We start from the raw sequence: 20963 nt of genomic DNA on the forward strand, positions 1-20963 counted from the left end.
CTCAATGTGCTATCCTTTAGGGGTATGAAATCAGACCAAGAGGGGGGTCCAAACCACTAATGAAGCGACGAGGCTTTACCCTGATCGAGTTGCTGGTCGTCATTGCGATTATTGCGATTTTGGCGGCCATTTTGTTCCCCGTTTTTGCTCAAGCGAGAGAGAAAGCCCGACAAACCCAATGTCTGTCCAATGCGCGACAGATCGGCACCGGAATCATGATGTACACGACCGACTGGAACGATATGTTTCCGCGCATGGACGACTGTCTGAACACTCGATTGCCCTATTCGGCAGCGGTTGGTTGCAACGGCCCCTACGGCCAGCGCATCAACCATTACAAGTGGCAATATTGGATTTGGCCCTACGTCAAAAACATTCAGATTTTCTTCTGCCCTTCGCGCGAGTACGATCGCGCGATGTGGAACGACAGCGCAGAGATCTTCAACGGCGGCTACGCCCTCAATCTCGCATTGACCGGATCGACCAATACTTACAATGGACAGAACCAGACGGGCGCTTATCGCAATTCGTGGCGCGGCGGCGGGCTGCACGGGATCGGCGATGCGGCCTCGACGATGTTTATCATGGAGCACTGGTTCCCGGGCGTTTGGGGCTATGTAACGCCGGGCGGCGCCGTCCAGCAGACCGTCTATCCGATGGCCACGCGAGAAGTCTGGCGAAACGCTTTCAATCGGGGCGAGAAGCTGGCGAATCCACATAATAACGGCATGGTGGTCATCTACTGCGACGGCCATGCGGGCTATGTCCCGCGCGAGAAGTTCCTGGCGATGTCGCCTCCCAATGCCGATTATCGCGTTTCGAGCGTGCCGAACCCGTTTCCTAGCGGAATGGTTTGGACCGTCAGCGCTCCTCCCATCGTGAACGGGACCTGGCCTTTCTGGGGTCTGGAGTAGTTTAATGAGGCAGCTGTTGCTTTCGTTGCTGCTTCTTCTTGGTTTGGCGGGCCTGACTGCGTGCAACGACAGTCAGGTCTCCTCCGAGAAGGGCAAGGAGCTTCGCGAGGCCGGCCAGCGCGATCCGAACGATCCTTCTGGCGGGCGATAAAGGGATCGGCCAGCCTATAAGCCGGGTTCTGTGTTCGGCGACGATCTCTCTGCGATCCGGCTTGCGCTCGGACCTGTAGCGGCCAACCCGAGAGGCGCGCGGGCCGCGCGATCCCTCTCCTATTTGGCCTTGCTCCCGGCGGGGCTTGCCCAATCGACCATTGCTGGCCGACCGGCGCGATCTTATCTGCGCCTTTTCACCCTTACCCGATTGGCTACGGGCGGTTTCCTTTCTGTTGCGCTTTCCGTACGAGCCTTCGCTCGCCCCGGGCGTTACCCGGCGCCGCGCCCAATGGAGCCCGGACTTTCCTCCCTGCGAAGAATCGCAGGGCCGCCGCCCAGCTGGCCGATCCCAAAAAGATATACCCGATAAGAGCGATAGATGCTATAATTCGGCCTGGCATGATGCCAAATCAACCTGATTGAGGTGAAGAAAACGATGGGTACCAATTGGCTGCGCTACATCTGGGCCGCGCTGATCGTAACAGCGCTCTTCGCGCTCGGCGCTTGCAGCAAGGACGAGAAGACCGAGACCGCTCCCAACACGGACAGCGGCATAACCGCCGACAAGGATGCCGGCTCCGGTATGGGCGAGACAAAGACCACCGAAGGCGAGACGTCGACCACCGAAGGCGGGACTTCGACCACCGAAGGCGGGACTTCGACCACCGAAGGCGAGAAGAAGGAAGGCGAATCCACCGAAGGCGAGAAGAAGGAAGGCGATCATACGCACACCGAAGGCGAGAAGAAAGAAGCCGGTTCTGGCCACTAGTTCTTCTGAACGCATCCGGGCGCGCGAGAGGTTGGTTTGCGCGCCCGGCGTCTCTTGACTTCTGCTCTATCAATCCTTCAGAATTATCCGCCTATGGCCAAAGAGATATTGCTTACTCCCGAAGGGCACAAGATGTTGCTGAAGGAGTTGGACGAACTCAAGACCGTCAAGCGGCGAGAAGTCGCCGAGCAGCTTCGACAGGCTCGAGCCCACGGAGACCTTCGGGAGAACTTTGCCTATGACGATGCCAAGCGCCACCAAGCGCTGATCGAAGGTCGCATAAGGGACCTGCAATACGTGATCGAGCGCTGCAAGGTGGTCGAGCGACCGGATGGGGTTACCGACTACATCCATCTAGGCAGCGAGATCGAACTGACCAACGTCGAAAGCGGCGAAAAAGCAAGCCTCACCTTGGTCGGAGTCTACGAGGCCGACCCTATGCAAGACAAGGTCTCGGTGCTGAGTCCAGTCGGAGAAGCGCTGATCGGTCGCGGCGTAGGCGAGATAGTAGATGTGGTAACGCCTAAAGGCGACATCCAATACCGCATCGACTCCGTTCGCTAAGCGCGAGCCTTTTTCAGAAACCTTTCTAAGTCCGCCTCGCTTACTTTGCGCCCGTGCACATCGGTTACATAGAAGCTGGTTACAGCGCGCCCCGCCCACGATCCGACCCGCGCGCTATGGATGTTCCAACGCTGCCGCGCCATGGCGGAGGCGCCCTGATAGAGCGCGTCCAAACCTATAGGATAGTGAAGCTCGATAAACGTCAACCCCCGTTCGTTTCGGCCTTCCGCTTTGATGATCTGAGGCTGTGCGTTCATTTCGCGCCGATGTCTCTTCAGCACAGAAGCCAGTTCAGTTTGGCCCAAGAGAACCGAGGTCAATTCCCTTTGAACCATTTCGCATCGCTGGACAGATAGCGGCTTGTCTCGATAGTCGATCCAAAGCGTATCGATGGCGATGCCGGGCTTTCGAGTGAAGACCCTTGCCGAGTGGACACCTACGTCGCACGCATAGAGCACGCCGGCGATCTTGGCCAATAGGCCAGGCTGCGGGTCGTCCTGAGCGCAAATCGTGAGTTCTGTCCAGGCGCCGTTTTCCGAAACTTTCCAATCGAACTGCGGTTCGCCTTTCATCGCGCGCTCAACATAGACGATATGGAGCGAGATCTGCTCGGGCGTGTGGCTCAGCAGGTAGGAGGCCGGCATGCGCTTGGCGTGTTCGTCGATCTGCCTTTGCGGAATGGGTCGCTTAGACAATTCTCTCAGCAGCCGCCGTCTCGCCAAATCCTCGTCGGGCGTTCCGCTGTCTCCCTCCAATCGGTTCATCGCACGAATGTAGAGCTCGCGCAGGAACTCTGCAAAGACGGGCGTCCAGACCCCGGGGCCAACGCTCGAAGTGTCCGCACACGTCAACAGGTAGAGCATCCGGAGCCTTTCTGGCGTCTTGGCCAAACGACAGAACTGAGCGATCGTGCTGGGAAGGGACAGATCGTGCTGGCGCGCCGTGCGCGCCATTTCGAGGTGATTTCTAATCAGGAAGACAACGTCCTTCGCCTGGTCCTTGGGCCATTGCCAAGCCTTGGTCGCTCTTTGGGCGATTTTCGCGCCGCTGATCGAATGAGGCGCGGAGTAGTCCAACTTTCCAACATCGTGCAATGCCGCCGCCAGATAGAGCGTCTCCGGGCTTTCGATCTCTTGCAACGCGTTGCGAAAAGGGCTGTCGTCCGAGTTCCAGTACTCGTCCAGCCGTTCGACAGTTCTCAGCGTGTGCTCGCCGACGGTAAACTCGTGCGACGGGTCGGGCGGTACAAAAGAGAGGCAGCGATCGAGATTAGGCAGCATGAAACGAAGCAGATCGAAGCGAACGGCGGTCCGAAGCGCCAGCCCGACCTTGCCTCGCTCGGCCAAGATCTTAGCCATCGCCCGCCCGATGGCCGCTTGGGTCAAGCGCAGAGGGCCTTCAGGTCGCACACAGTTGATCGGATACCTTTGGGTCAATGACAACGCTTCGAGCGAGCGATTGCCTGGAATCTGAAGGATTGTGCCGCGTTCGACTTCGAATCCCTCGACCGTCAACCTGCCGTTGATAGCACGGTCGATCGCCTCCTCAGAAATGTTCTGGACTGTCCGCATCGCGCCTAGCAGCGCGCTCATTAGCTCGGCGACGTCAGGTTTCCCCTCTTGAACAACGCCCATAGCCACGGCCAGATCTTCTTGTCGAGACCGAGGCAGGTCGTCTTTGCCGTCTCTTCGCATTCGATGGAGCGCCCAGCGGTATCGATAGAGCACGGCTTCGCCCGCCGCCAATCGGCCGCTATCTTCCGTAGCGATCAGAGGGTTTCCGACCAGCGTCGATACCCAGCGGACCGTATGCGCGTCCCGCAGACCGCCGGGCGACAGTTTCAGGTCGGGTTCGACTCGCATCGATCCGCCGACAAACCTCGCGCGCCGCGACATGAACTCGTCGTATCGCTCATAGACCATCCGACCTCGATCCGCGCGTTCCCAAAACTCTGTCAAAAATCGATCGAACAGTCGTGAGTCGCCAGCGACGCACCGGGCATCGATCAGGCCGCATCTTGTCTTGGCGTCCAACTCTTCCAGGGACTCCAGATCGTTCAGGGATCGGAAGCTATAGCCTATCTGAAGCCCGGCCGTCTGCTGAAGGCCGACAATCAGGCGACTGTAAAAGGTCTTCGCTCGCCGGTCGAGCGCAGGGTCGTCCTCTGCTGCCAATAGAAGCGATAGATCCACATCGGACCCAGGCGACAGTTGGCGACGCCCATAACCGCCCGTAGCCGCGACGCAAAGTCCTTCGGGCGGGTCGTCTTCCAACAGTTGGCCGATCGCACGGTCGACCGCCGTTGCCAACCGATTCATTGGCTCAAGAGGATCGCTCTCCCCCTTGAAGGCGGCTATTATCCGCTTGCGATGCGCCGCCAAGCGCTGTCCAACGGCTTCTGCGCTACTTTCCAGGATAGAGCAGCGCCCTCGCTTCCGGCGTTTCCATGTTCTCTCGCGTTACGACCGTAACGCCGGTGTCGATTCGTTTCTCCAACGGTTCCTTTTTCAGGGCTTTGATCGCCGCGCCGACTCCGTCATATCCCATTCTAAAGGGACTTTGGACGATCAGCGCGTCAACCGTGCCCGACTTCAGTCCCTCAATTTCGGCTTCCGAAGCGTCAAATCCGATCAGCTTCACTTTGCCGACGAGCTTTCGCTGTTCGATCACGCGCTTGGCTCCCACGACGCCCGGCTCGTTGGCGGCAAAGATGCCGGCCATGTCGGGGTGCTTGGTCAACATATCTTCCGCCGCCTTCATCGCTTCAGAAATCGCGCTTTGAGAGTAGAGCGTCGCGGCAAGCACGATATTCGGATACTCCGCAATGCCTTCCCGAAAGCCTCTCTCGCGCTCTTCGCTCGATCGCGCGCCTTTGATGAAGGGGATCAAACCGACTTTGCCCTTATCGCCGATGAGTTTAGCCAACTCGCGAGCGGCTATGCGCCCGCCCTCTACATTGTCCGTTGCGACGTACGAGAGCGGCAGATCGCTATCGACGCCCGAATCGATGGTAACGACCGGAATGCCGGCATCCATAGCCTTTTGAACAGTTCCCACCAGCGCCTTGGCATCGCAGGCCGCCATCACGATCGCATCCACCTTGCTGTTGATGAAGTCTTCTATGATCGCGATCTGGCCTTGAGTGTCCTTTTCGTCCGAAGGCCCTTTCCACAGAATCTGCGCGCCGTGCTCTTTTCCGGCTTTCTCGGCGCCCGCCAACACCGTCTGCCAAAAACTGTGCGCCGTGCCTTTTGGAACGACCGCAATTCTATGAGTCTTTTCCTTCGATTGCGGGGCTTCGGCCTTCTCGCTTGTAGAGCACCCGGTCAAAATGAGCATTAGAGGCAGGAAAGCGATCCAACGTTTCATAGTAACCGATTCGGCGGCTCGGCGGTCATTCCTGGCGGCCCGATTTGCGGGTATAGTTTATGAGAAGGACCCTATACTCTCGGAGGTCTCATCGATGTCCAAAATTGTCTACTTTAACGGCGTTATCACGCCCGTCGAAAAAGCAACGATTCCCGCTTTCGATCACGCCTATCTCTATGGGGACGGCCTCTTCGAAGGAATCCGGATTTACAATAAGCGCATTTTCAAACTGGACGAACACCTAAAGCGGCTTTACAACGGAGTTCGCCATCTGGACATTCGCGAGCCGATGCCAATGGGCGAAATGCGGAACGCTATTCTCGAAACGGTCGAGGCCTCTGGAGAAGAATCGGGCTACATTCGAGTCAACGTATCTCGCGGCACCGGGATTGGCCTTAATCCGGCCAACATCGATCTAACGCCCAATCTGATGATCGCGATCACAACCCTGGCGCTCTTTAAGCCGGAACTCTATCAGAGGGGCGCCAAGAGCGTAACCCTCACCAATCGCGTTATCGCGCCCGACGCGCTCGATCCTCGCGTCAAGGCCATTGGTCGGTACGTCAGCAACATTCAGGCCCGGCTCGAAGCGAACAGACAGGGCGCCGACGAAGGCGTGATGCTGACGGCGCAGGGCTATGTGGCCGAAGGCACGGGCGACAATCTGTTCGTCATCAAAGATGAGGTACTAATCACGCCTCCAGCCTGGTGCGGCATTTTGGAAGGAATCACCCGCAACACAATACTCGATATGGCGGTCGAGATGGGGCATCGGACGCGCGAGGACGTGTTGACGATCCACGACGTCTACTCTGCGGACGAGGCCTTTTTGACCGGCACGGCGGCCGAGGTGATGCCCATGGTCTCGCTGGATGGACGACCGATCAGCGACGGCCAGCCCGGCCCGATCACCAAGAAGCTGATGAAGGCCTTTCACGAGGCGGCAATGGAGGCAGGCGTCCTGGTCTCGGGATGAACTGCGACCTGTGCGGCGAATCGGCCTCTTTGAGAGTTCATCAAGCGGAACTGTGCGAAGCCTGCGCTAAGCAATGGAGTCGGCGCGAGTTCGGCAACGATTTAGTTATGCTCCCAACTTACGCGCGCGCTCCCAAAAAGCGCCTGGAATCTTGTCCGTTCTGCCAGGCCAAGTGGAGCGAGATCGTCCATACCGGGCTGTTCGGCTGTCCTCGCTGCTACGCCTTCTTTGAGGTTCAATGAAACTCTGCCTGCCCACTCCGCTACATCGGCTGGATAGGGCATTCCCCAACCACGACGTCTGGATCAAGCGCGACGACCTGACCGGCTTTGCGCTGGGCGGCAACAAGACCCGCAAGGCGGCCAAACTGCTGGAGGATGCAGAGGGGTCGGACGTTCTGCTGACCGTTGGCGATACGCAATCCAACCACGCCAGGGTGATCGCTGCTTGCGCCGCTCAAAAGGGTATCGAATGCGAACTGTTCCTAACCGGCCCGAATCCCGGAAGGGCAACCTCAAACCTCTTGCTCGATCGGTTGGCGGGCGCGTCTGTTCGCTTTGTTGACGACCCGGATCAGCGAGAAGCTGCCATGAACCAGCGAGCCTCCGAACTGCGAATAGCGGGTAAAAAGCCCTATGCGATTCCATTGGGCGGTTCCAATGCGATCGGCGCTAGCGCCTTTGTCGAGGCGGCCAAGGAGATCGATGCGACCGATCCGGCGACCGTCGTCCTGGCCTCATCGTCGGGCGGAACCTATGCCGGTCTGATGAAGGGCTTTGAGGGCGCCCCAATCAAACTGATCGGCATTCGAGTAGATCGCGACCCAGACCCCGAAAAGCGTATCTGCGAGATTGTAGAAGGCTTTGACCCGAGCGATGTGAACCTGAACAGCGATTTTGTCGGGGAAGATTACGCCGTGCCGACGCGGGAAGGCATGGCCGCGATCCGCCTGCTGTGGCAGAAAGAGGGCGTTCTGCTCGACCCCGTTTATACGGGCAAGGCCATGGCCGGTCTCATTTCTCTTTTGGAACGGGGCGAACTGAGCGGCCGTATCATCTTCTGGCACACGGGCGGCACGCCCTCTATCTTCAGATATTCTGCTACGGACCTGGGGGTTGACGACCTATGACGGAGCGATTTTTGGAGTTGCTCAAAGCATTGATCGCTATCCCCGCGCCGCCCGGTCAAGAAGAGGAACTGACCGCCTATCTGAAAGGCCTGTTGACCGATACTCCTCATGTCGTCGATCCGAGGGGCAATTTGTTGGTAGGCGATTGGGAAAGGCCAAAGCTCGTGGTTACCGCGCACATGGACGAGATCGCGCTGATGGTGAGCGATGCGAGCGAGGATTTCTGGGTTAGGTTAGCGCCGATGGGCGGATTGATGCCTTGGAAATGGGGCGAGCAGCCGATTGAGATCTTGACGAGCAAGGGCGCCGTGCCCGCTTGGATCTCCTTTGGTTCGATCCATACGACGGATCCATCCAGCCCCGTTCAACAGGCGCGCACCGGCCCGCTAACGTGGGCGTTGGGGCGCGCTTTTACCGGCCTCAGCGCTCAGGAGATGTCGCGGCAGGGTGTTCGTACCGGTTCGCGCGCCGTGCTTGCTCGAACTCGGCGAGAAGCAAGCGAGATCGGCCCGTACATTGGTTCCTACTTCATCGACGACCGGGCATTGGTCGCATTGTTGCTCTTTGCTATCGAGCGGTTTGACCCGCTTCCGCCAGGCGTTTGTTTTGCCGCTACCACAGCCGAAGAGGGCGGGGCGGAAGGCGCGGCCTACCTGATGAATAAGCTTCTGCCCGACCGATGCATCGCGCTCGAAATCAGCCCATCGACTCCCGAAACGACCTTCGTGCCAGACCCTGTGCCGACCATTTGGGCTAAAGACGGCCACTCGGCTCCTCCGGCGCGAGATATGTTCTGGATCGAAAAGGCGGCAGAACGCGCCGGCTGCCATCTGCGTTGGCAGTTTCTCTCTCGCGCAGGCTCCGATGCTTCGATCGCCCAAGAGTTGGGTTCAACGGCCTCCGGCGTTACTATCGGCATCCCGGTCGAGAGCTCGCACGGTTTCGAGTTCATGCATAAAGACGCGCCCGAAGAATTGCTAAAGCTTCTGGTCGCAATGATCGAAACGCTACCAGCGGATTAGGCGGTACTCCATCGGTTTCAACGTATGGCGGCCATGATCAACGAGCGCCGACTTGAGATCGACCTCGATCGTCTCTTGCGTTAAGTTGATCACAAACGAGACGTTCTGCGCGGTCTGGCACACAACGCCCCATGCAAATTCGCCGTTGGTTCGGAATGCCTGCAGTCCCGGCGGGCGCGCATCGGTCTGTCGGATCAGCTTGAGCAGCTCGGCCGTCGTCTCCATCGCATTCAGGTTGGGCAATCGGTAGAGCGTTTCGCCGACAAATCGCTGGGTTCGCGCCCGCCCGTAGAGGTCTTGATCTAACACTGCGCCCTCAGGCACCAAGGCTTTGGCTCCGTTGGCCAGCGCAGTATTCAGGCGCACCAGCGCCTCGTCCGAAAGTCGGCGCGCGCCGGGAATAGCGATGACTGTCTCGGCTGGGGGCGTTACGCCCTCTTCCAAAGCGCGTTCGGTCAATATGCCCACTCGGAATCCCGCCGTTATCAGGGCTAAGTACCAGCGCTCAAAGTCGGCCTCGTGGCGTTCTGGATCGTGCGCCGCATCGACCGGCGAATAGAGCAGATAAGCATCCGGCGGAGCGCTGCCGAGCGTGCGAACGTCCGATCGAAGTCGGCCCAGTTCCGAAACGGCCCTTGATACGGCCAGCGTCCCAAGCGGATTGACTGCGCCTGACGAAAAACGGATGCCTGCTCCGTTGGCGCCCAGCACGGCAAGGAACATCAAGAGCCCTTCTGCTTGGTCCCCGATCTTCGCCGGCAGGTCGAGAGGATCGATGAGTATGTGCCGAGCGCCGCACGCTTTGGCCATGGCAAGCTGCTTGGCCAACTTTGACCAACCGACCGCCCAGGTTGCTCCCCGATCGTTGGGCATAGAGACCATGCCCTCGATCGCGGCTAAGCCAGATTTGATGTAGCGCGGCTCCGTCAATCGAATTCGGCCAGAGTCGTCTGCCTCCATTCTATACAAAGTCGAGTCGGTCAAGTGAGGCTCTTTGGCGGCCTGCTCGAAACTTTCGTGCTTTGTGCCCCAGCGCAAGTTGAGCGTTGCGAGGCTCTTGTGCCGCGCTTCAAGCCACTTCTCAAGGCTCAACGACTGTTTGGGCTCGGTGATTGTTACGGTCGGCTTCGGCAGAAGCCCTAAAGCATCCCGTTCGCCTTTTGTCAATTCGGGATCGCTGATCCAAACCACGCCTCTTTCGCCTGTTGCGGCGGCATGGCCCTTCATTTGCAGCGCAAAGGGCAACAAGAGTAGCGCGTCCTCCTCTTTGGCCTGGCGGGCGAACAGAGCGAACGCTCCGTCGCTCGTATCGCCGGCTGGAGCGCGCATCTTGATAAACTCCTTGACTTGCGAGCCTGTATAGAAGCGAACTGTCCGCTCCAACGCTAGAGCCTCGCCGCCGATGATAATGGACAGTTCGAGCCTCTGCTTCTTCTCCAAGTCCTTAAACTGATCCGCGGTTCCGCCAAAGGTCAGCTTGCTGACGCCTGCAGGAATGTTCGGACGGATCGCCAGTTCGCCCTCTTCGCTGCCGGCGCGAATCACGGCGCCTTTGACCGCTTCGGTCGCCGCGATAATCGCCTCAGCCGACCAACTTCCGTCGGGCGCGAAGACGACTGACGGCATCGCCCATTCAACGCTCAGCCTGCCGCCTTGTCCGGCGCTTGGGGCGCCTTCGAACACCTGCAGTCCGTCCACGCACAGTCCATCCGTGGCCGAATCGATCTGAAACTGAAGAGGCAAAGACGTCTGCTGGTCGTCCGTCGTGTACTCGATGCTCTTGCGAACCCATTGGCCCTGGGTGTGCTCGAACGGCGACCGAAAACGTCCGCCGATCCCGTCGGTCAGCGAACCTTGATAAAAGCCGTCCGTTTTAAGCCAGAAGACGATCGAATAGGTCGTCTTGGGCTTCACGGTCAGCGGGCTATCCAGCGTCAAATGGGCGATAGCGCGAACGCCGGTCGAACGGTCGTTTGCGAACTTTAAGGCTCGCTGGCCGTGCACCGGAGAGGCCGTTTCCCACTCAATTCGAACGCCTGATCCGCGCGCGCTGAATGTCCATCCTTCGGGAGCCTCGTCGCCAATCTCGAAACTGCCGTTTGTCAATAGACTTGGCTTTGCGCTCATCGCCTGAGGCTCGATTTTGACAAAGCGCACAGGCAACGGAGCGCCGCGCATGGTGTGAGCAGGGGGTTGGCCTTGCCCAATGAAAACCGAAACGCACAAAAGCCAGACAAACCGCATGGCCGAAAGTCTACCCCCTAAAGGGTAGACTTCTGTATCATGCTCAGAAGCACCTTTCTCCATGCTGTTGGGGCCGATGCTCGTCTGGAGCGGAATCTCTGGCGTCAGGGCGCGCTAACCTGGGAAGAGTTTCTTCGGGGTCCATATGACGTGCCGGACGAGGCCGCGATCAAAAGCGAGATCGAAGGCTCTATCGCGGCATTGGATGAAAAAGATCGGACCTTCTTTTCGCGCCGCCTGCCTTCTGCCTATCGATGGAGAGCGTTCGACGAGTTTGGCGAGAAGACCGCTTATCTCGACATCGAGACAGACGGGAGGACGTTGATCACCGTGATCGGGGTGTTCGACGGCTTCGAAATGCATCAGTACGTTTTGGGAGACAATCTGAACGACTTTCGCCGCGATATCGAGCAGTACGACCTGATTGTAACCTACTTTGGCGAGAACTTCGACCTGCCCATGATTCAGCGCAACTTTCCGTCGGTTTTCTTCGATCAGGTTCACATCGACCTTTGTCCCGTACTAAGGCGGCTGGGCTACAAGGGCGGGCTGAAGAAGGTGGAACGGCTGATGGGCATTTATCGCGATGGCGATGTGGACGGCTTGGACGGTCGGGCCGCCATCCGGCTCTGGCAAGACCACATCGACGGCAAGCGCGGCGCCTTGGACCTGCTGCTAAAGTACAACTATGACGACTGTGCGAATCTGGCCGTACTCATGAAAAAAGCCTACAAGAAGCTGAGAGCCGATACCGGCTATGACGCGATCGCTCGGCGGGTTAAGGCCGATGCGGCGGTATCAGATTCGCGCTCAGCGGCCGATTGATCGCGTCCAAGGCGGCCATCGCCACGGCTCGGTAGCGGTCTTCGGTCGCCAGCGCCGCACCCACCAGCTCTTTTTGAGCGTCCGGCCCCTGCCAATGGATCACCACGTTAGCCAGCGCTCGACCGGTACCCATCTCGCTGACGGCGACTTCGTTGAGGGTGAGCGTATGGCCCTGGGGCAACAGCTTGCTCAAGGCGTTCAAAGTCGCTTCGGCCACTAGCTCCATCGGATCGCGAGTGCCTTCCGCGGCGCCATAGGCTGTCTCGTCCGCCGCCCCCAGCCGAACCTGTACTTTGGCGGAATGTCCGTCTCGAACAAAGTTCAGGCCTTGAAGACGGACCCTCTGTTCGGCCATCGACGGATCCTGCAAGGGCAGAGCCATCTGCGGGCCGGTCGATTGTAGGCCCTTGGCTTCCAGGCAGTGTCGAGAGGCCAGGTTGATCAGGTTGTCGACGGTTGCGGCATAGTGGACGTGCTCTCTCTCGCGGGTGCGCTTGCCGCCGTGATAGCCATAAGTGATCGAGATGGGCATGTCGACTTCGGGCAGTCGGATCGCCGAGATTAGGCGCACGATCTGATGAGCCAATAGCCCCGCTTCTTCGCTTCGCCTAAGCGTGGCCATTGCGAACTCGTCGCCGCCATAGCGGCACAGGAGTTCGATCTTTTGATCGACTTCGGCCTGGATCACGTTCGCCACGATTCGCAATACCTCGTCGCCCACTACATGGCCGTATCGCTTGTTAAAGGCTCCAAACTGGTCCATGTCGAAGAAGATGACGGTAACCTCGTCCCCCATCGCCAGGCGCTCGATGCACCATTCTCTCAAAGTGTCCGACCAGGGGCAACCCGTCATCGGGTCATAGCTTCGGCCAATCTCGGGCAACAGGTCGAAGACGCTGATCATGCCCTGAAGCCCGTCGCCATCGACCACGGGCAGGCAGGACAATCGAGCTTCCGCCAGAGTGCGCGCAGCCATTTTGACCGGCATTTCGGGGTCGATCGCTGGCGCTCGCATTGCGGCGTATTCTGAGATGGGCCGCCTTGGATCGGCGTCTACCAGCGCGCTCTGTTCGATGACGCCCAGCACCTTGCCCGCCTCGACGACCGGGAGTCCCACTAAATGATGGCCTCGCATAAGAATGATAGCGGTTTCGACGGTTTGATCCGGGTCGATCCAGGCTTTGGCAGGACGCATCAGTTCGCGGACTTTTCTCATTGTAACGGTCTCAAAAGTGAGCGCTTTGTCCGTCGGACGGCTCGGCGGTCGCGGCTCAAACGTCGTTACATCCTTGTTCATTGCCCAATCTCCTTTAACTTTAGCCCGACTATTTGGCAACAGGTCGCAGTTTCAGGATCGGAATGATCAACTCATCCTTGACCTTCGACCGCCCTTGAGAGACGTCCCAAAGGAGCCTCGCGGCTCGATATCCCGCGTTTTCGGCGTTGTCGATTAGCAACAGCCGATACCGTCCGGTATCCAGCAGCTTGGCCTGCTCGGTGTCTGCCGTTATGGCCGCCACCGGCAAGCTCCCGCTCGCGTCAGCGCTCTTTTGAAACTCCTCGACGGCCTCTCGGCCCACGAGGAAAAGACCATTTCGACCTTCTCGACCAACTTCCTTTACAATGTTCGAGATTTCTTCTTTTTTGTTCGTTTCCTTTTCTATCACGCGGATTCTCGCATCCGAACGACCAGCCGCGAACAATCCGTTTGCCAACTCCTTCATTGCGCCAGGCGGATCGTACGACCCTGCGATCGTGATCGTCCTAGCGCCCGCGGCGATCAAATCGCCGGCCGCCTCTCTGCCGATCGCAAAGTAGTTTGGCCTAACGACGCAAGCCCTCACCGCGCCGGGCAGATCGCCGCCCACCAGCGCTACTGGCACGCCGACCGACGAAAGTTTTGACAGAAGATCCAAACTCTCGCTGCCCGGTTGCAACATTGCGACGATACCGGACAACCCCCCTGCGTCGCGCTCGATCGACCCGCCGTCAGACGGATAATACCGCTCTATTTTAACACGAAAAGACGCTAATCCGCGCCGAAATCCCTGCTCGACCCGTTGCCAATAGATTCCGTCTGGACGATCGGTCAATAAAGCGAACTGATAGGGTTCTGGCGTTGCTTTGCCTCTGCCGCAACCAGACGCCAAAATTGCGCCCAGGGCGAGCAGAACAAACCGACCCCAGCCTTGCACGACGATAGTATTAGACGCGAAGATGGCAGAATCCTGCCGTCAGGCCGCAATCAATTCGGGCGAAAGCGGGTGTTCGAGGTCGTGCAGCAGCAGGCTCCATTGAATCTGCTCGGACGGCTCGACTTGTGCCTGGCGTCCGATTACGCATCCGTGCAGACGGCTTTGCGCGCCGATCGTGGCCTGCGAGCCGACGATGCTCGCGCTCAAGATCGCGTGATCGTGAACCTGAGAGTTTTCGCCCAGAACGGTGAATCGTCCGAGGGAGGCTCCTCGTCCGACCGAGGCGCCCCGGCCTACATAGATCGGACCATCGATGCGCGCTTCGTTCGAGACCTCTGCCTCGGGGTGGATCCAGACGCCGTTGTCCGAAGGCCCAAACCCCCAAGGCAGATTGAGCCGGCCCATCAGAGCGTCAAAATGCACCTGTCGATAGCTGCTCAGATTGCCGATGTCGCACCAATAGCCGTCCATCGGTTTGCCATACAGCCCGTAATCCTGCGATAACAGCGAAGGGAAGAGATTGCGGCTGAAGTCGAACGGCCGGTCGTTCGGGATGAAGTCTAAGATTTCTGGCTCGAAGATATAGATCCCGGTGTTGGCCACGGTCGAGAACGCTTCGCTTGGCTGGGGCTTCTCGATAAAGCGAATGACGCGATCGTGCGCGTCCGTCTCCACAATGCCGTACTCGGATGGGTCTTCGACCGGCTTTAGGAGAAGCGTGGATAGTGCGCCCTTAGCCTTGTGCCAGGCAATAGCCTCGGTAAGGTCAAAGTCGGTTACCCCATCGCCGCTGACGACGATAAAGGTGTCTGTCAACTTCTCTTGAAAGGGCTTGAGGCTGCCGGCCGTGCCCAAAGGAGACTCTTCAAGGCTGTATTCGATGCAAGCGTTCCAGCGCTCTCCCGATCCGCAGTGCTCGATGATCCGCTCCGCCTGATAAGAGACCGTCATGCCGATGTTGTCGATGCCGTGCCGTTTGAGAAGGCTCAGCGTGTGGTCCAGCACGGGTCGGTCGAAGAGCGTTACAAGGGGTTTCGGCGTGGAGCGAGTGAGCGGATAAAGACGAGTACCGCGGCCGCCGGCGAGAACGACTGCTTGCATCGATAGGCCTCCTTTATTCCCCAAGATTCACGGTTCGTTTCAGCCCCAGGGGTACCGTTGATTATCGGAAAGCCTCGCAAAAATCCTTAGAGTTCAGGTAAGGATTGGGGGGCTAATCGCAGAATTCGCGATCCCTCGATTCGAACTCAAAGTTGTGCTACAAATTTTCAAAAAGCCGTTCGCGCATGAGGGTAACCTATGCCACATGCGCTATTGGCCAGCGTTAGCGATCTTGGCAGCCTCCGTGCCTGGCATCAGCCAAGTTTTTGTCGAAGGCTCTCTGCGCCTGGACTCCGATACGGCCGCCATGCTGGACGCGATGCGCGATTCGGGCGGATGGTCGGGCGCATGGCAATGGCTCACTGGCGACTGGTTCTTGCAGAACGGCTTCTATCGCCCGACGACCTGTCTTTCGCTGTTGCTCGACTACTCGATCTATGGCGAGACGGCTTGGGGCTTTCGGCTGACCAACTGGCTGCTTTGTATAGCGATCGGGTTAGGCGTCTGGCGGATGCTGGCGGTGTTGCCCGTGCCTGTGCGTCTGCAATGGTCGATTCCGATTTGGCTCATGCTTCAGATGTGCTCGGCCGTGCCCTTGGTCGTTGGTTCGTGGGCGGCCCTGGCAACGGTTGTGGCGGTTTCTATTGGGAATGCCCGAACGTCGGGGGTCGCATGGAGCCAGCTTCAGACCCGCCACCTAACGGGAGGTCAGTCTCTATTACTGTTTGTCGGCGCGGCGTTGGCCTTAGGCTACGGCATCGATCGAATGACGACGATGGAGTTTGGGAGGCTGATCGCATGGACGCCATCGCGCACGGCGCTTTTGGCGACGGCTTTTTCTGTCTGGTCGTTGGCAGCGCTTCTAGAACGTCGCATCGCAATCGGCTTGGCGTTCTTTTTGTTGGGCTTGGGCGCTTACGAACAGCCGCTCTTTCTTGCGCCGGTCGTCTGCCTCTATGCCGCGTTCAAGATGCCGAAAGGAGGACGGATCGCAATCGGCGTCGCGATGATGTGCGCCTTATACATCGTTCTTAGGCTATCGTTGGTCCAAACGGAGACCAGCGACTATCAGAAGCAGCAGATGCGCAGCAGCCCGATCGCTTGGGCGGCCAGTTATCTAGGCGATCTCTTTCCTCCCGCGGCCGAGTGGAACTTCTGGCGCAGCATCGAGCCGTCGCCCTATATGCTCTTGTCGCCCCAACCGTGGCGCAGCCTGTTGCTAATGGCGAGCGGGATCGCGGCCATTGCCATCGCCTTGAGGCGCCGCGCTTGGTTTGGTTGGTGGTTCCTTTGGCACGCTGTAACGCTTTTGCCCATGAGCTTCCTGCACAGTTTCGAGCATTACCATTTGCTGCCTCAAATCGGACGGCTCGCGCTCGATATGGGCTGGGCCTTGATGGGCTTTTCGATCTTGACGGGCAGGGCATTCTGGCCGGGCGTCGAACCAAGTGAGAAATCGGAGGCAACGAATGAACACATTGATAGCGATAGCGGCATTAGGAGCGATCTTGAGCACGATTGACGCGGCGTCGCAGAAGAAACGCATCTTGGTCGTAACGCACACGACTGGCTTTCGTCATGCCGACTCGATCAAAGTCGGCGAACCGATCGTCAAGCAAATAGGAGCGGGCGACGGCGATTTTGAGGTCGAGTATTGCCGAGACGGCGAGGACGTCAAGACGATGCTGACCCCAGAAGGCCTTAAGCGGTTCGACGGCGTTTTCTTTTTGAACACTACCGGCGATCTGGGCATTCCCGATCTGAACGCGTTCCTGGCTTGGATCAAATCGGGCAAGGCGTTTATTGGCGTGCATTCGGCCACAGACACCTATCACAATCGCAAAGAGTTTATCGAGATGATCGGCGGCGAGTTCAAGACGCACGGCAAGCAGTGCACGGTGGAGATGAAGGTGGAGCAGCCCAACCATCCTGCCGTGCGCCATCTTGGCCAATCTTGGACCTTGTTCGACGAGATATACATCATGACTGAGAACAATCGCAAGAACGTAACCGTTCTGCTCTCGCTCGATAACTATCCGGACGACGGCTCGCCGCAAGCCAATCAGCCTGGCGATCACCTCTTGGCCTGGACGCGCGCCTATGGCAGCGGTCGGGTTTTTTACACTGCGCTCGGGCATCGGCCCGACGTATGGGAGAAGCCCGAGTATCAGCGGCATCTGATCGGCGGCATTCGCTGGGCATTGGGTTTGGACGAGGCCCGATAGCGAAACGGGTAGACTCTCCTTTGCATGGCCGCCAATTGGCTGGAAGCCCTGCGGCAAAGATTAGAACTCGAACCCCCCGGCGCTCCGACCGAGTGGGCCGATCTTTGCCAAGAAGCCAAGCCCCCTCTCTTCTCGGCAGTATTCCGCTCGTCCGACAAGCCCGCGCTGATCATTGCCTCGACCTTGGAGCGCGCCGAGACGTGGATCGCAGCGCTGTTGCGACTGGGGTTTCCCGAGGATCGGCTCGTTCGACTGCCCTCTGGCGCAGCGTCTTGGTTCGATCCGTCCGGCGTCGAACTGGAAGCCCGCAACGACCGGATCCAAGCGATGACTCGAGTTCAGAACGGCGACCCAGTAGTCGTTGTGGCTCCTGTGTCAGCCGCATTGCATCGCACGGGTCGCCCCGATTGGTTTGGCGATCAGACCGTCCGCATTGCCAAAGGCGAAGCGCTCGAGCCGGAAGCGCTGATCAAACGACTTCTTTGGACGGGTTATGAGCATCAAGATCCGGTGCGTCTGCCAGGCCAGTTTGCTCGGCGCGGCGGCATTGTGGATTTCTTTCCTCTCGGCTCCGGATTGCCCGTGCGAGTGGAGTTTTTTGGGGACGAGATCGAGAGTTTAAGACGATTTGAGCCTTCCACTCAGCGATCGGTCAAAACAATGGAGCGCGCGACCGCGCCGCCCGCCAGGGAGATTCCGCTTGGAAATCCGCAAGTCGCTGCGCAGATTCGAGAGCTTTGGACGGACGTGGAGGACGATCTGCTTCATGCCGATCTGGGCGCGCTTCACCAAGGGTTGCCGTTCGATCGATTAGAGGTCTATCTGCCGTGGCTGGAGGAGCGCCCGACCTGTTTTATCGACTTCATGCCTTCGGACGGCCTGATCTGTCTGGACGAGCCGTTGCTGATCGCGTCTGCCTATCAGCGCTGGATGGAGGAATTGCAGGCTGCGCTCAACTCTCGCGCAGAAAGACACGATCTGGCATCGATGAGCGCGGAAGTCTACGCGCGACCGTTGACCGAGTTGAAAGGTCGAGCCTCCCTGGCGATGAGCGCGATGGACTCAGGAAAGTTGGATTGGTTCGCGCCCAAAAAGAGCATAAAAATAGGGGCCAAGTCGCTCGAATCGTATCGCGGCCGTCTGCCCGCGCTATTGGACACCGTTAAGCAGTGGCAAGCCAGCGGCCTCGATCTGATCGTGGCGACCGATCAGGCAACGAGGGTTGCGCGCGCCTTTCAAGACCAAGGCATCCCTTACATCAGCAACGAGGAGGCGACCGAGCTTCAACCTCGGATCGCGCTGTTAGAAAGGGGCAATTTGGGCGGCGGATTCATCTGCGAGACGGCAAAGATGGCGCTGCTGACCGACGGCGAACTGTTCGACCTCCATCGCTTGCGGCTCCCGCCCCGTCGATTTACCGAGGGTGTGCCGATCTCGTCTGTGCTCGACTTGAAACCAGGCGACTATGTGGTGCACATTCATCAGGGCATCGGCATGTTTCGGGGGCTGGTTACGATCGAGCGAGACGGCGTTACGAAGGAGTATCTGCACATCGACTACGCTCCTCCGGACAAGATCTACGTGCCGTCCGACCAGTTGGACCGCGTTCAAAAGTACTACGCTGCAGACGACAAACCGCCCGAAATTCGCCGCCTTAACAGTCTGGCTTGGGCCAAGGCCGTCGCGACTGCTAGAAAGAAGGCGCAGGAGATTGCGGGCGAATTGGTCGCTATCTACGCTCGGCGAGAGAAGGCGACCCGACCATCGTGCGGACCAGACACGCCTTGGCAACAGGAGATGGAACTGGCGTTCCCCTATACGGAGACGCCCGGCCAGATGAACGCGATTGTCGAGACCAAGAGCGACATGATGGCGCCGCATCCGATGGATCGACTGGTTTGCGGCGATGTGGGCTTTGGCAAGACGGAAGTCGCCGTTCGAGCCGCGTTCAAAGCGCTGCAGGAAGGACGCCAAGTGGCCGTGCTCTGCCCGACGACCGTGCTGGCCTATCAGCATTGGCAGACCTTTACCGAACGGTTCGGGGCCTACCCGATTCGTGTCGAACTGCTGAGCCGTTTGATCAGCGCGAAGAATCAGAAGCCGATCGTGCAGGCGATCCATGCCGGAGCGGTCGATTTGGTAGTAGGCACGCATCGTTTGCTGTCAAAGGACATCGCATTTAAGAACCTGGGCCTTGTGATCATCGACGAGGAGCAGCGATTTGGAGTGATGCAAAAGGAGAAGTTCAAACAATTGCGGGCGACGGTGGATGTGATGACGCTCACCGCAACGCCGATTCCGCGCACGCTCTACATGGCTCTGACCGAGATACGGGATATGAGCCTGATTTCCGACCCGCCGCCTGGCAGGATGCCGATCCGCACCCACGTACAGCCCCACGCCGATTGGCTGGTGCGGGAGGCCGTGCTGCGGGAGCTCCAGAGGGATGGACAGATTTTCTATGTGCACAATCGAGTCAGCGCGCTCCCCCACATTGCGGAAAAACTTCGCCAACTGGCGCCCCATTGTCGCATCGAGATCGCTCATGGCCAAATGCCGGCAGAGGAGATGGAATCGATCATGCTGGCGTTCTATCGCCGAGAGTTCGATGCGCTGGTCTGCACCACGATCATCGAAAACGGGCTGGACATCCCAAATGTTAACACGCTGATCGTCGATCAGGCAGACAAGTTCGGCCTGTCCCAGCTTTATCAATTGCGCGGGCGCGTAGGACGGAGCGATCGGCAGGCGTACGCCTACTTTCTTTATCGACCGGGGCAGAAACTGACAGACGCGGCCTTTGACAGGTTAGAAGCGCTGAAGGAGTTCAGTCACTTGGGCTCTGGATTTGCGCTGGCGATGCGCGACTTAGAGATTCGCGGCGCGGGCAATCTGTTGGGCAGCGAGCAGCACGGCGCGGTGCGGATGGTCGGGTTCGAACTCTATCAGACCATGCTGCGCGAGGAGATTCGCAGGCTCAAGCGCGGCGGCGAGGCGGTCTCGCTCGATCAGGCTTTGACGACCGAATTACCGACGCTTGAGATCCCGCTGAACGCCTACATCCCCAAGGATTACATCAAAGACGACGCCCAGCGGCTTTGGTACTACAAACGATTGGCAGGAGTAACGAACGAGCAAGAGTTGGACGACTTGAAGCGGGAGATTCGAGATCGATACGGCCCGCCGCCGACGCCCGTCAAGGCTCTGGCAAGGGCGATGAACTTGAGGCTCCTGGCATACGCCGTAGGCGTCGCAAAGATCGCCGGCGACCGGTACAAAATCGAGATCGAATTGAAAGCAACGCACCGCCTGCCGGCCAAGAGGCAGATCGAACTGCAAAAGCGCTTCAAGGGACTTCGGGCGACGCCAGACAGCATAACCGCGCTCAAACCCGCCGATCTGCCCGAAGCGATCAAACTGATCTTGACCGCGCTAACGGAGCCTGCGACGTGAGGCGGTATATCGATTCGACGGCGT

General features: G+C 58.7%; 18 protein-coding genes and 1 other RNA gene. 12 read left to right on the plus strand and 7 right to left on the minus strand.

Annotated features, from left to right (window positions below):
• Positions 1 to 59 precede the first annotated feature (59 nt).
• Positions 60 to 914, plus strand: a complete 855-nt coding sequence (locus HUU60_01085) for a prepilin-type N-terminal cleavage/methylation domain-containing protein (protein NUL81299.1) — start codon at positions 60 to 62, stop codon at positions 912 to 914.
• A gap of 4 nt (positions 915 to 918) precedes the next feature.
• A complete protein-coding gene (locus HUU60_01090) occupies positions 919 to 1065 on the plus strand; it encodes a hypothetical protein (GenBank protein ID NUL81300.1) in 147 nt (48 codons plus the stop codon).
• A 1-nt stretch (position 1066) separates the two neighbouring features.
• On the opposite strand, the gene rnpB is transcribed toward HUU60_01090, so the two are convergent.
• Positions 1067 to 1414, minus strand: an RNA gene (rnpB, locus tag HUU60_01095) — RNase P RNA component class A.
• 89 nt (positions 1415 to 1503) lie between these two features.
• Between rnpB and HUU60_01100 the strand changes: the two genes are divergently transcribed.
• Together HUU60_01100 and greA are read left to right on the plus strand one after the other, a co-directional pair.
• The gene (locus tag HUU60_01100) at positions 1504 to 1836 is read left to right on the plus strand and encodes a hypothetical protein (protein NUL81301.1); all 333 of its coding nucleotides are present in this window, start codon (positions 1504 to 1506) and stop codon (positions 1834 to 1836) included.
• Positions 1837 to 1929: 93 nt separating this feature from the next.
• Entirely contained in the window at positions 1930 to 2400 is a 471-nt protein-coding gene (gene greA, locus HUU60_01105; GenBank protein ID NUL81302.1) for a transcription elongation factor GreA, read from the plus strand.
• Here the strand turns inward: greA and HUU60_01110 are convergent.
• Positions 2397 to 4718, minus strand: a complete 2322-nt coding sequence (locus tag HUU60_01110) for an HD domain-containing protein (GenBank protein ID NUL81303.1) — start codon at positions 4716 to 4718, stop codon at positions 2397 to 2399. The two genes, greA and HUU60_01110, sit on opposite strands and share 4 nt — an antisense overlap.
• 85 nt (positions 4719 to 4803) lie before the next feature.
• Positions 4804 to 5769 (minus strand): substrate-binding domain-containing protein, encoded by a 966-nt coding sequence (locus HUU60_01115; protein NUL81304.1) that lies wholly within the window; start codon positions 5767 to 5769, stop codon positions 4804 to 4806.
• A 94-nt stretch (positions 5770 to 5863) separates the two neighbouring features.
• On the opposite strand from HUU60_01115, the gene ilvE reads away from it, so the two are divergent.
• The 4 genes from ilvE to HUU60_01135 are packed head-to-tail and all read left to right on the plus strand — an operon-like array spanning position 5864 to position 8896.
• The gene (ilvE, locus tag HUU60_01120; protein ID NUL81305.1) at positions 5864 to 6745 is read left to right on the plus strand and encodes a branched-chain-amino-acid transaminase; all 882 of its coding nucleotides are present in this window, start codon (positions 5864 to 5866) and stop codon (positions 6743 to 6745) included.
• Positions 6742 to 6987, plus strand: a complete 246-nt coding sequence (locus HUU60_01125; GenBank protein ID NUL81306.1) for a hypothetical protein — start codon at positions 6742 to 6744, stop codon at positions 6985 to 6987. The genes ilvE and HUU60_01125 overlap by 4 nt, the downstream gene beginning before the upstream one ends.
• Positions 6984 to 7874, plus strand: coding sequence for a D-cysteine desulfhydrase family protein (locus HUU60_01130; GenBank protein ID NUL81307.1), 891 nt, complete (start codon positions 6984 to 6986; stop codon positions 7872 to 7874). Before HUU60_01125 ends, HUU60_01130 begins: the two co-directional genes overlap by 4 nt.
• The gene (locus HUU60_01135) at positions 7871 to 8896 is read left to right on the plus strand and encodes a M20/M25/M40 family metallo-hydrolase (protein ID NUL81308.1); all 1026 of its coding nucleotides are present in this window, start codon (positions 7871 to 7873) and stop codon (positions 8894 to 8896) included. The genes HUU60_01130 and HUU60_01135 overlap by 4 nt, the downstream gene beginning before the upstream one ends.
• Here the strand turns inward: HUU60_01135 and HUU60_01140 are convergent.
• The gene (locus tag HUU60_01140; GenBank protein ID NUL81309.1) at positions 8882 to 11140 is read right to left on the minus strand and encodes a hypothetical protein; all 2259 of its coding nucleotides are present in this window, start codon (positions 11138 to 11140) and stop codon (positions 8882 to 8884) included. The genes HUU60_01135 and HUU60_01140 overlap by 15 nt on opposite strands.
• A gap of 39 nt (positions 11141 to 11179) precedes the next feature.
• Between HUU60_01140 and HUU60_01145 the strand changes: the two genes are divergently transcribed.
• Positions 11180 to 11965: a ribonuclease H-like domain-containing protein gene (locus HUU60_01145; protein ID NUL81310.1), complete on the plus strand. Its 786-nt coding sequence runs from the start codon at positions 11180 to 11182 to the stop codon at positions 11963 to 11965.
• Here HUU60_01145 and HUU60_01150 read toward each other — a convergent pair.
• The 3 genes from HUU60_01150 to HUU60_01160 are packed head-to-tail and all read right to left on the minus strand — an operon-like array spanning position 11919 to position 15261.
• Positions 11919 to 13262 (minus strand): diguanylate cyclase, encoded by a 1344-nt coding sequence (locus tag HUU60_01150; GenBank protein ID NUL81311.1) that lies wholly within the window; start codon positions 13260 to 13262, stop codon positions 11919 to 11921. The two genes, HUU60_01145 and HUU60_01150, sit on opposite strands and share 47 nt — an antisense overlap.
• A 28-nt stretch (positions 13263 to 13290) precedes the next feature.
• On the minus strand, positions 13291 to 14160 hold the full coding sequence (locus tag HUU60_01155) for a hypothetical protein (protein NUL81312.1): 870 nt from the start codon (positions 14158 to 14160) through the stop codon (positions 13291 to 13293).
• Positions 14161 to 14199: 39 nt separating this feature from the next.
• The gene (locus HUU60_01160; GenBank protein NUL81313.1) at positions 14200 to 15261 is read right to left on the minus strand and encodes an NDP-sugar synthase; all 1062 of its coding nucleotides are present in this window, start codon (positions 15259 to 15261) and stop codon (positions 14200 to 14202) included.
• Between the two features lie 205 nt (positions 15262 to 15466).
• On the opposite strand from HUU60_01160, the gene HUU60_01165 reads away from it, so the two are divergent.
• The 3 genes from HUU60_01165 to mfd are packed head-to-tail and all read left to right on the plus strand — an operon-like array spanning position 15467 to position 20939.
• Positions 15467 to 16783 (plus strand): hypothetical protein, encoded by a 1317-nt coding sequence (locus tag HUU60_01165; protein ID NUL81314.1) that lies wholly within the window; start codon positions 15467 to 15469, stop codon positions 16781 to 16783.
• A complete protein-coding gene (locus HUU60_01170; protein NUL81315.1) occupies positions 16731 to 17486 on the plus strand; it encodes a ThuA domain-containing protein in 756 nt (251 codons plus the stop codon). Before HUU60_01165 ends, HUU60_01170 begins: the two co-directional genes overlap by 53 nt.
• Before the next feature lie 24 nt (positions 17487 to 17510).
• A complete protein-coding gene (gene mfd, locus HUU60_01175; protein ID NUL81316.1) occupies positions 17511 to 20939 on the plus strand; it encodes a transcription-repair coupling factor in 3429 nt (1142 codons plus the stop codon).
• Positions 20940 to 20963: the final 24 nt, after the last annotated feature.

Source organism: Armatimonadota bacterium, assembly GCA_013359125.1.
Lineage (GTDB): Bacteria > Armatimonadota > Fimbriimonadia > Fimbriimonadales > GBS-DC > JABWCR01.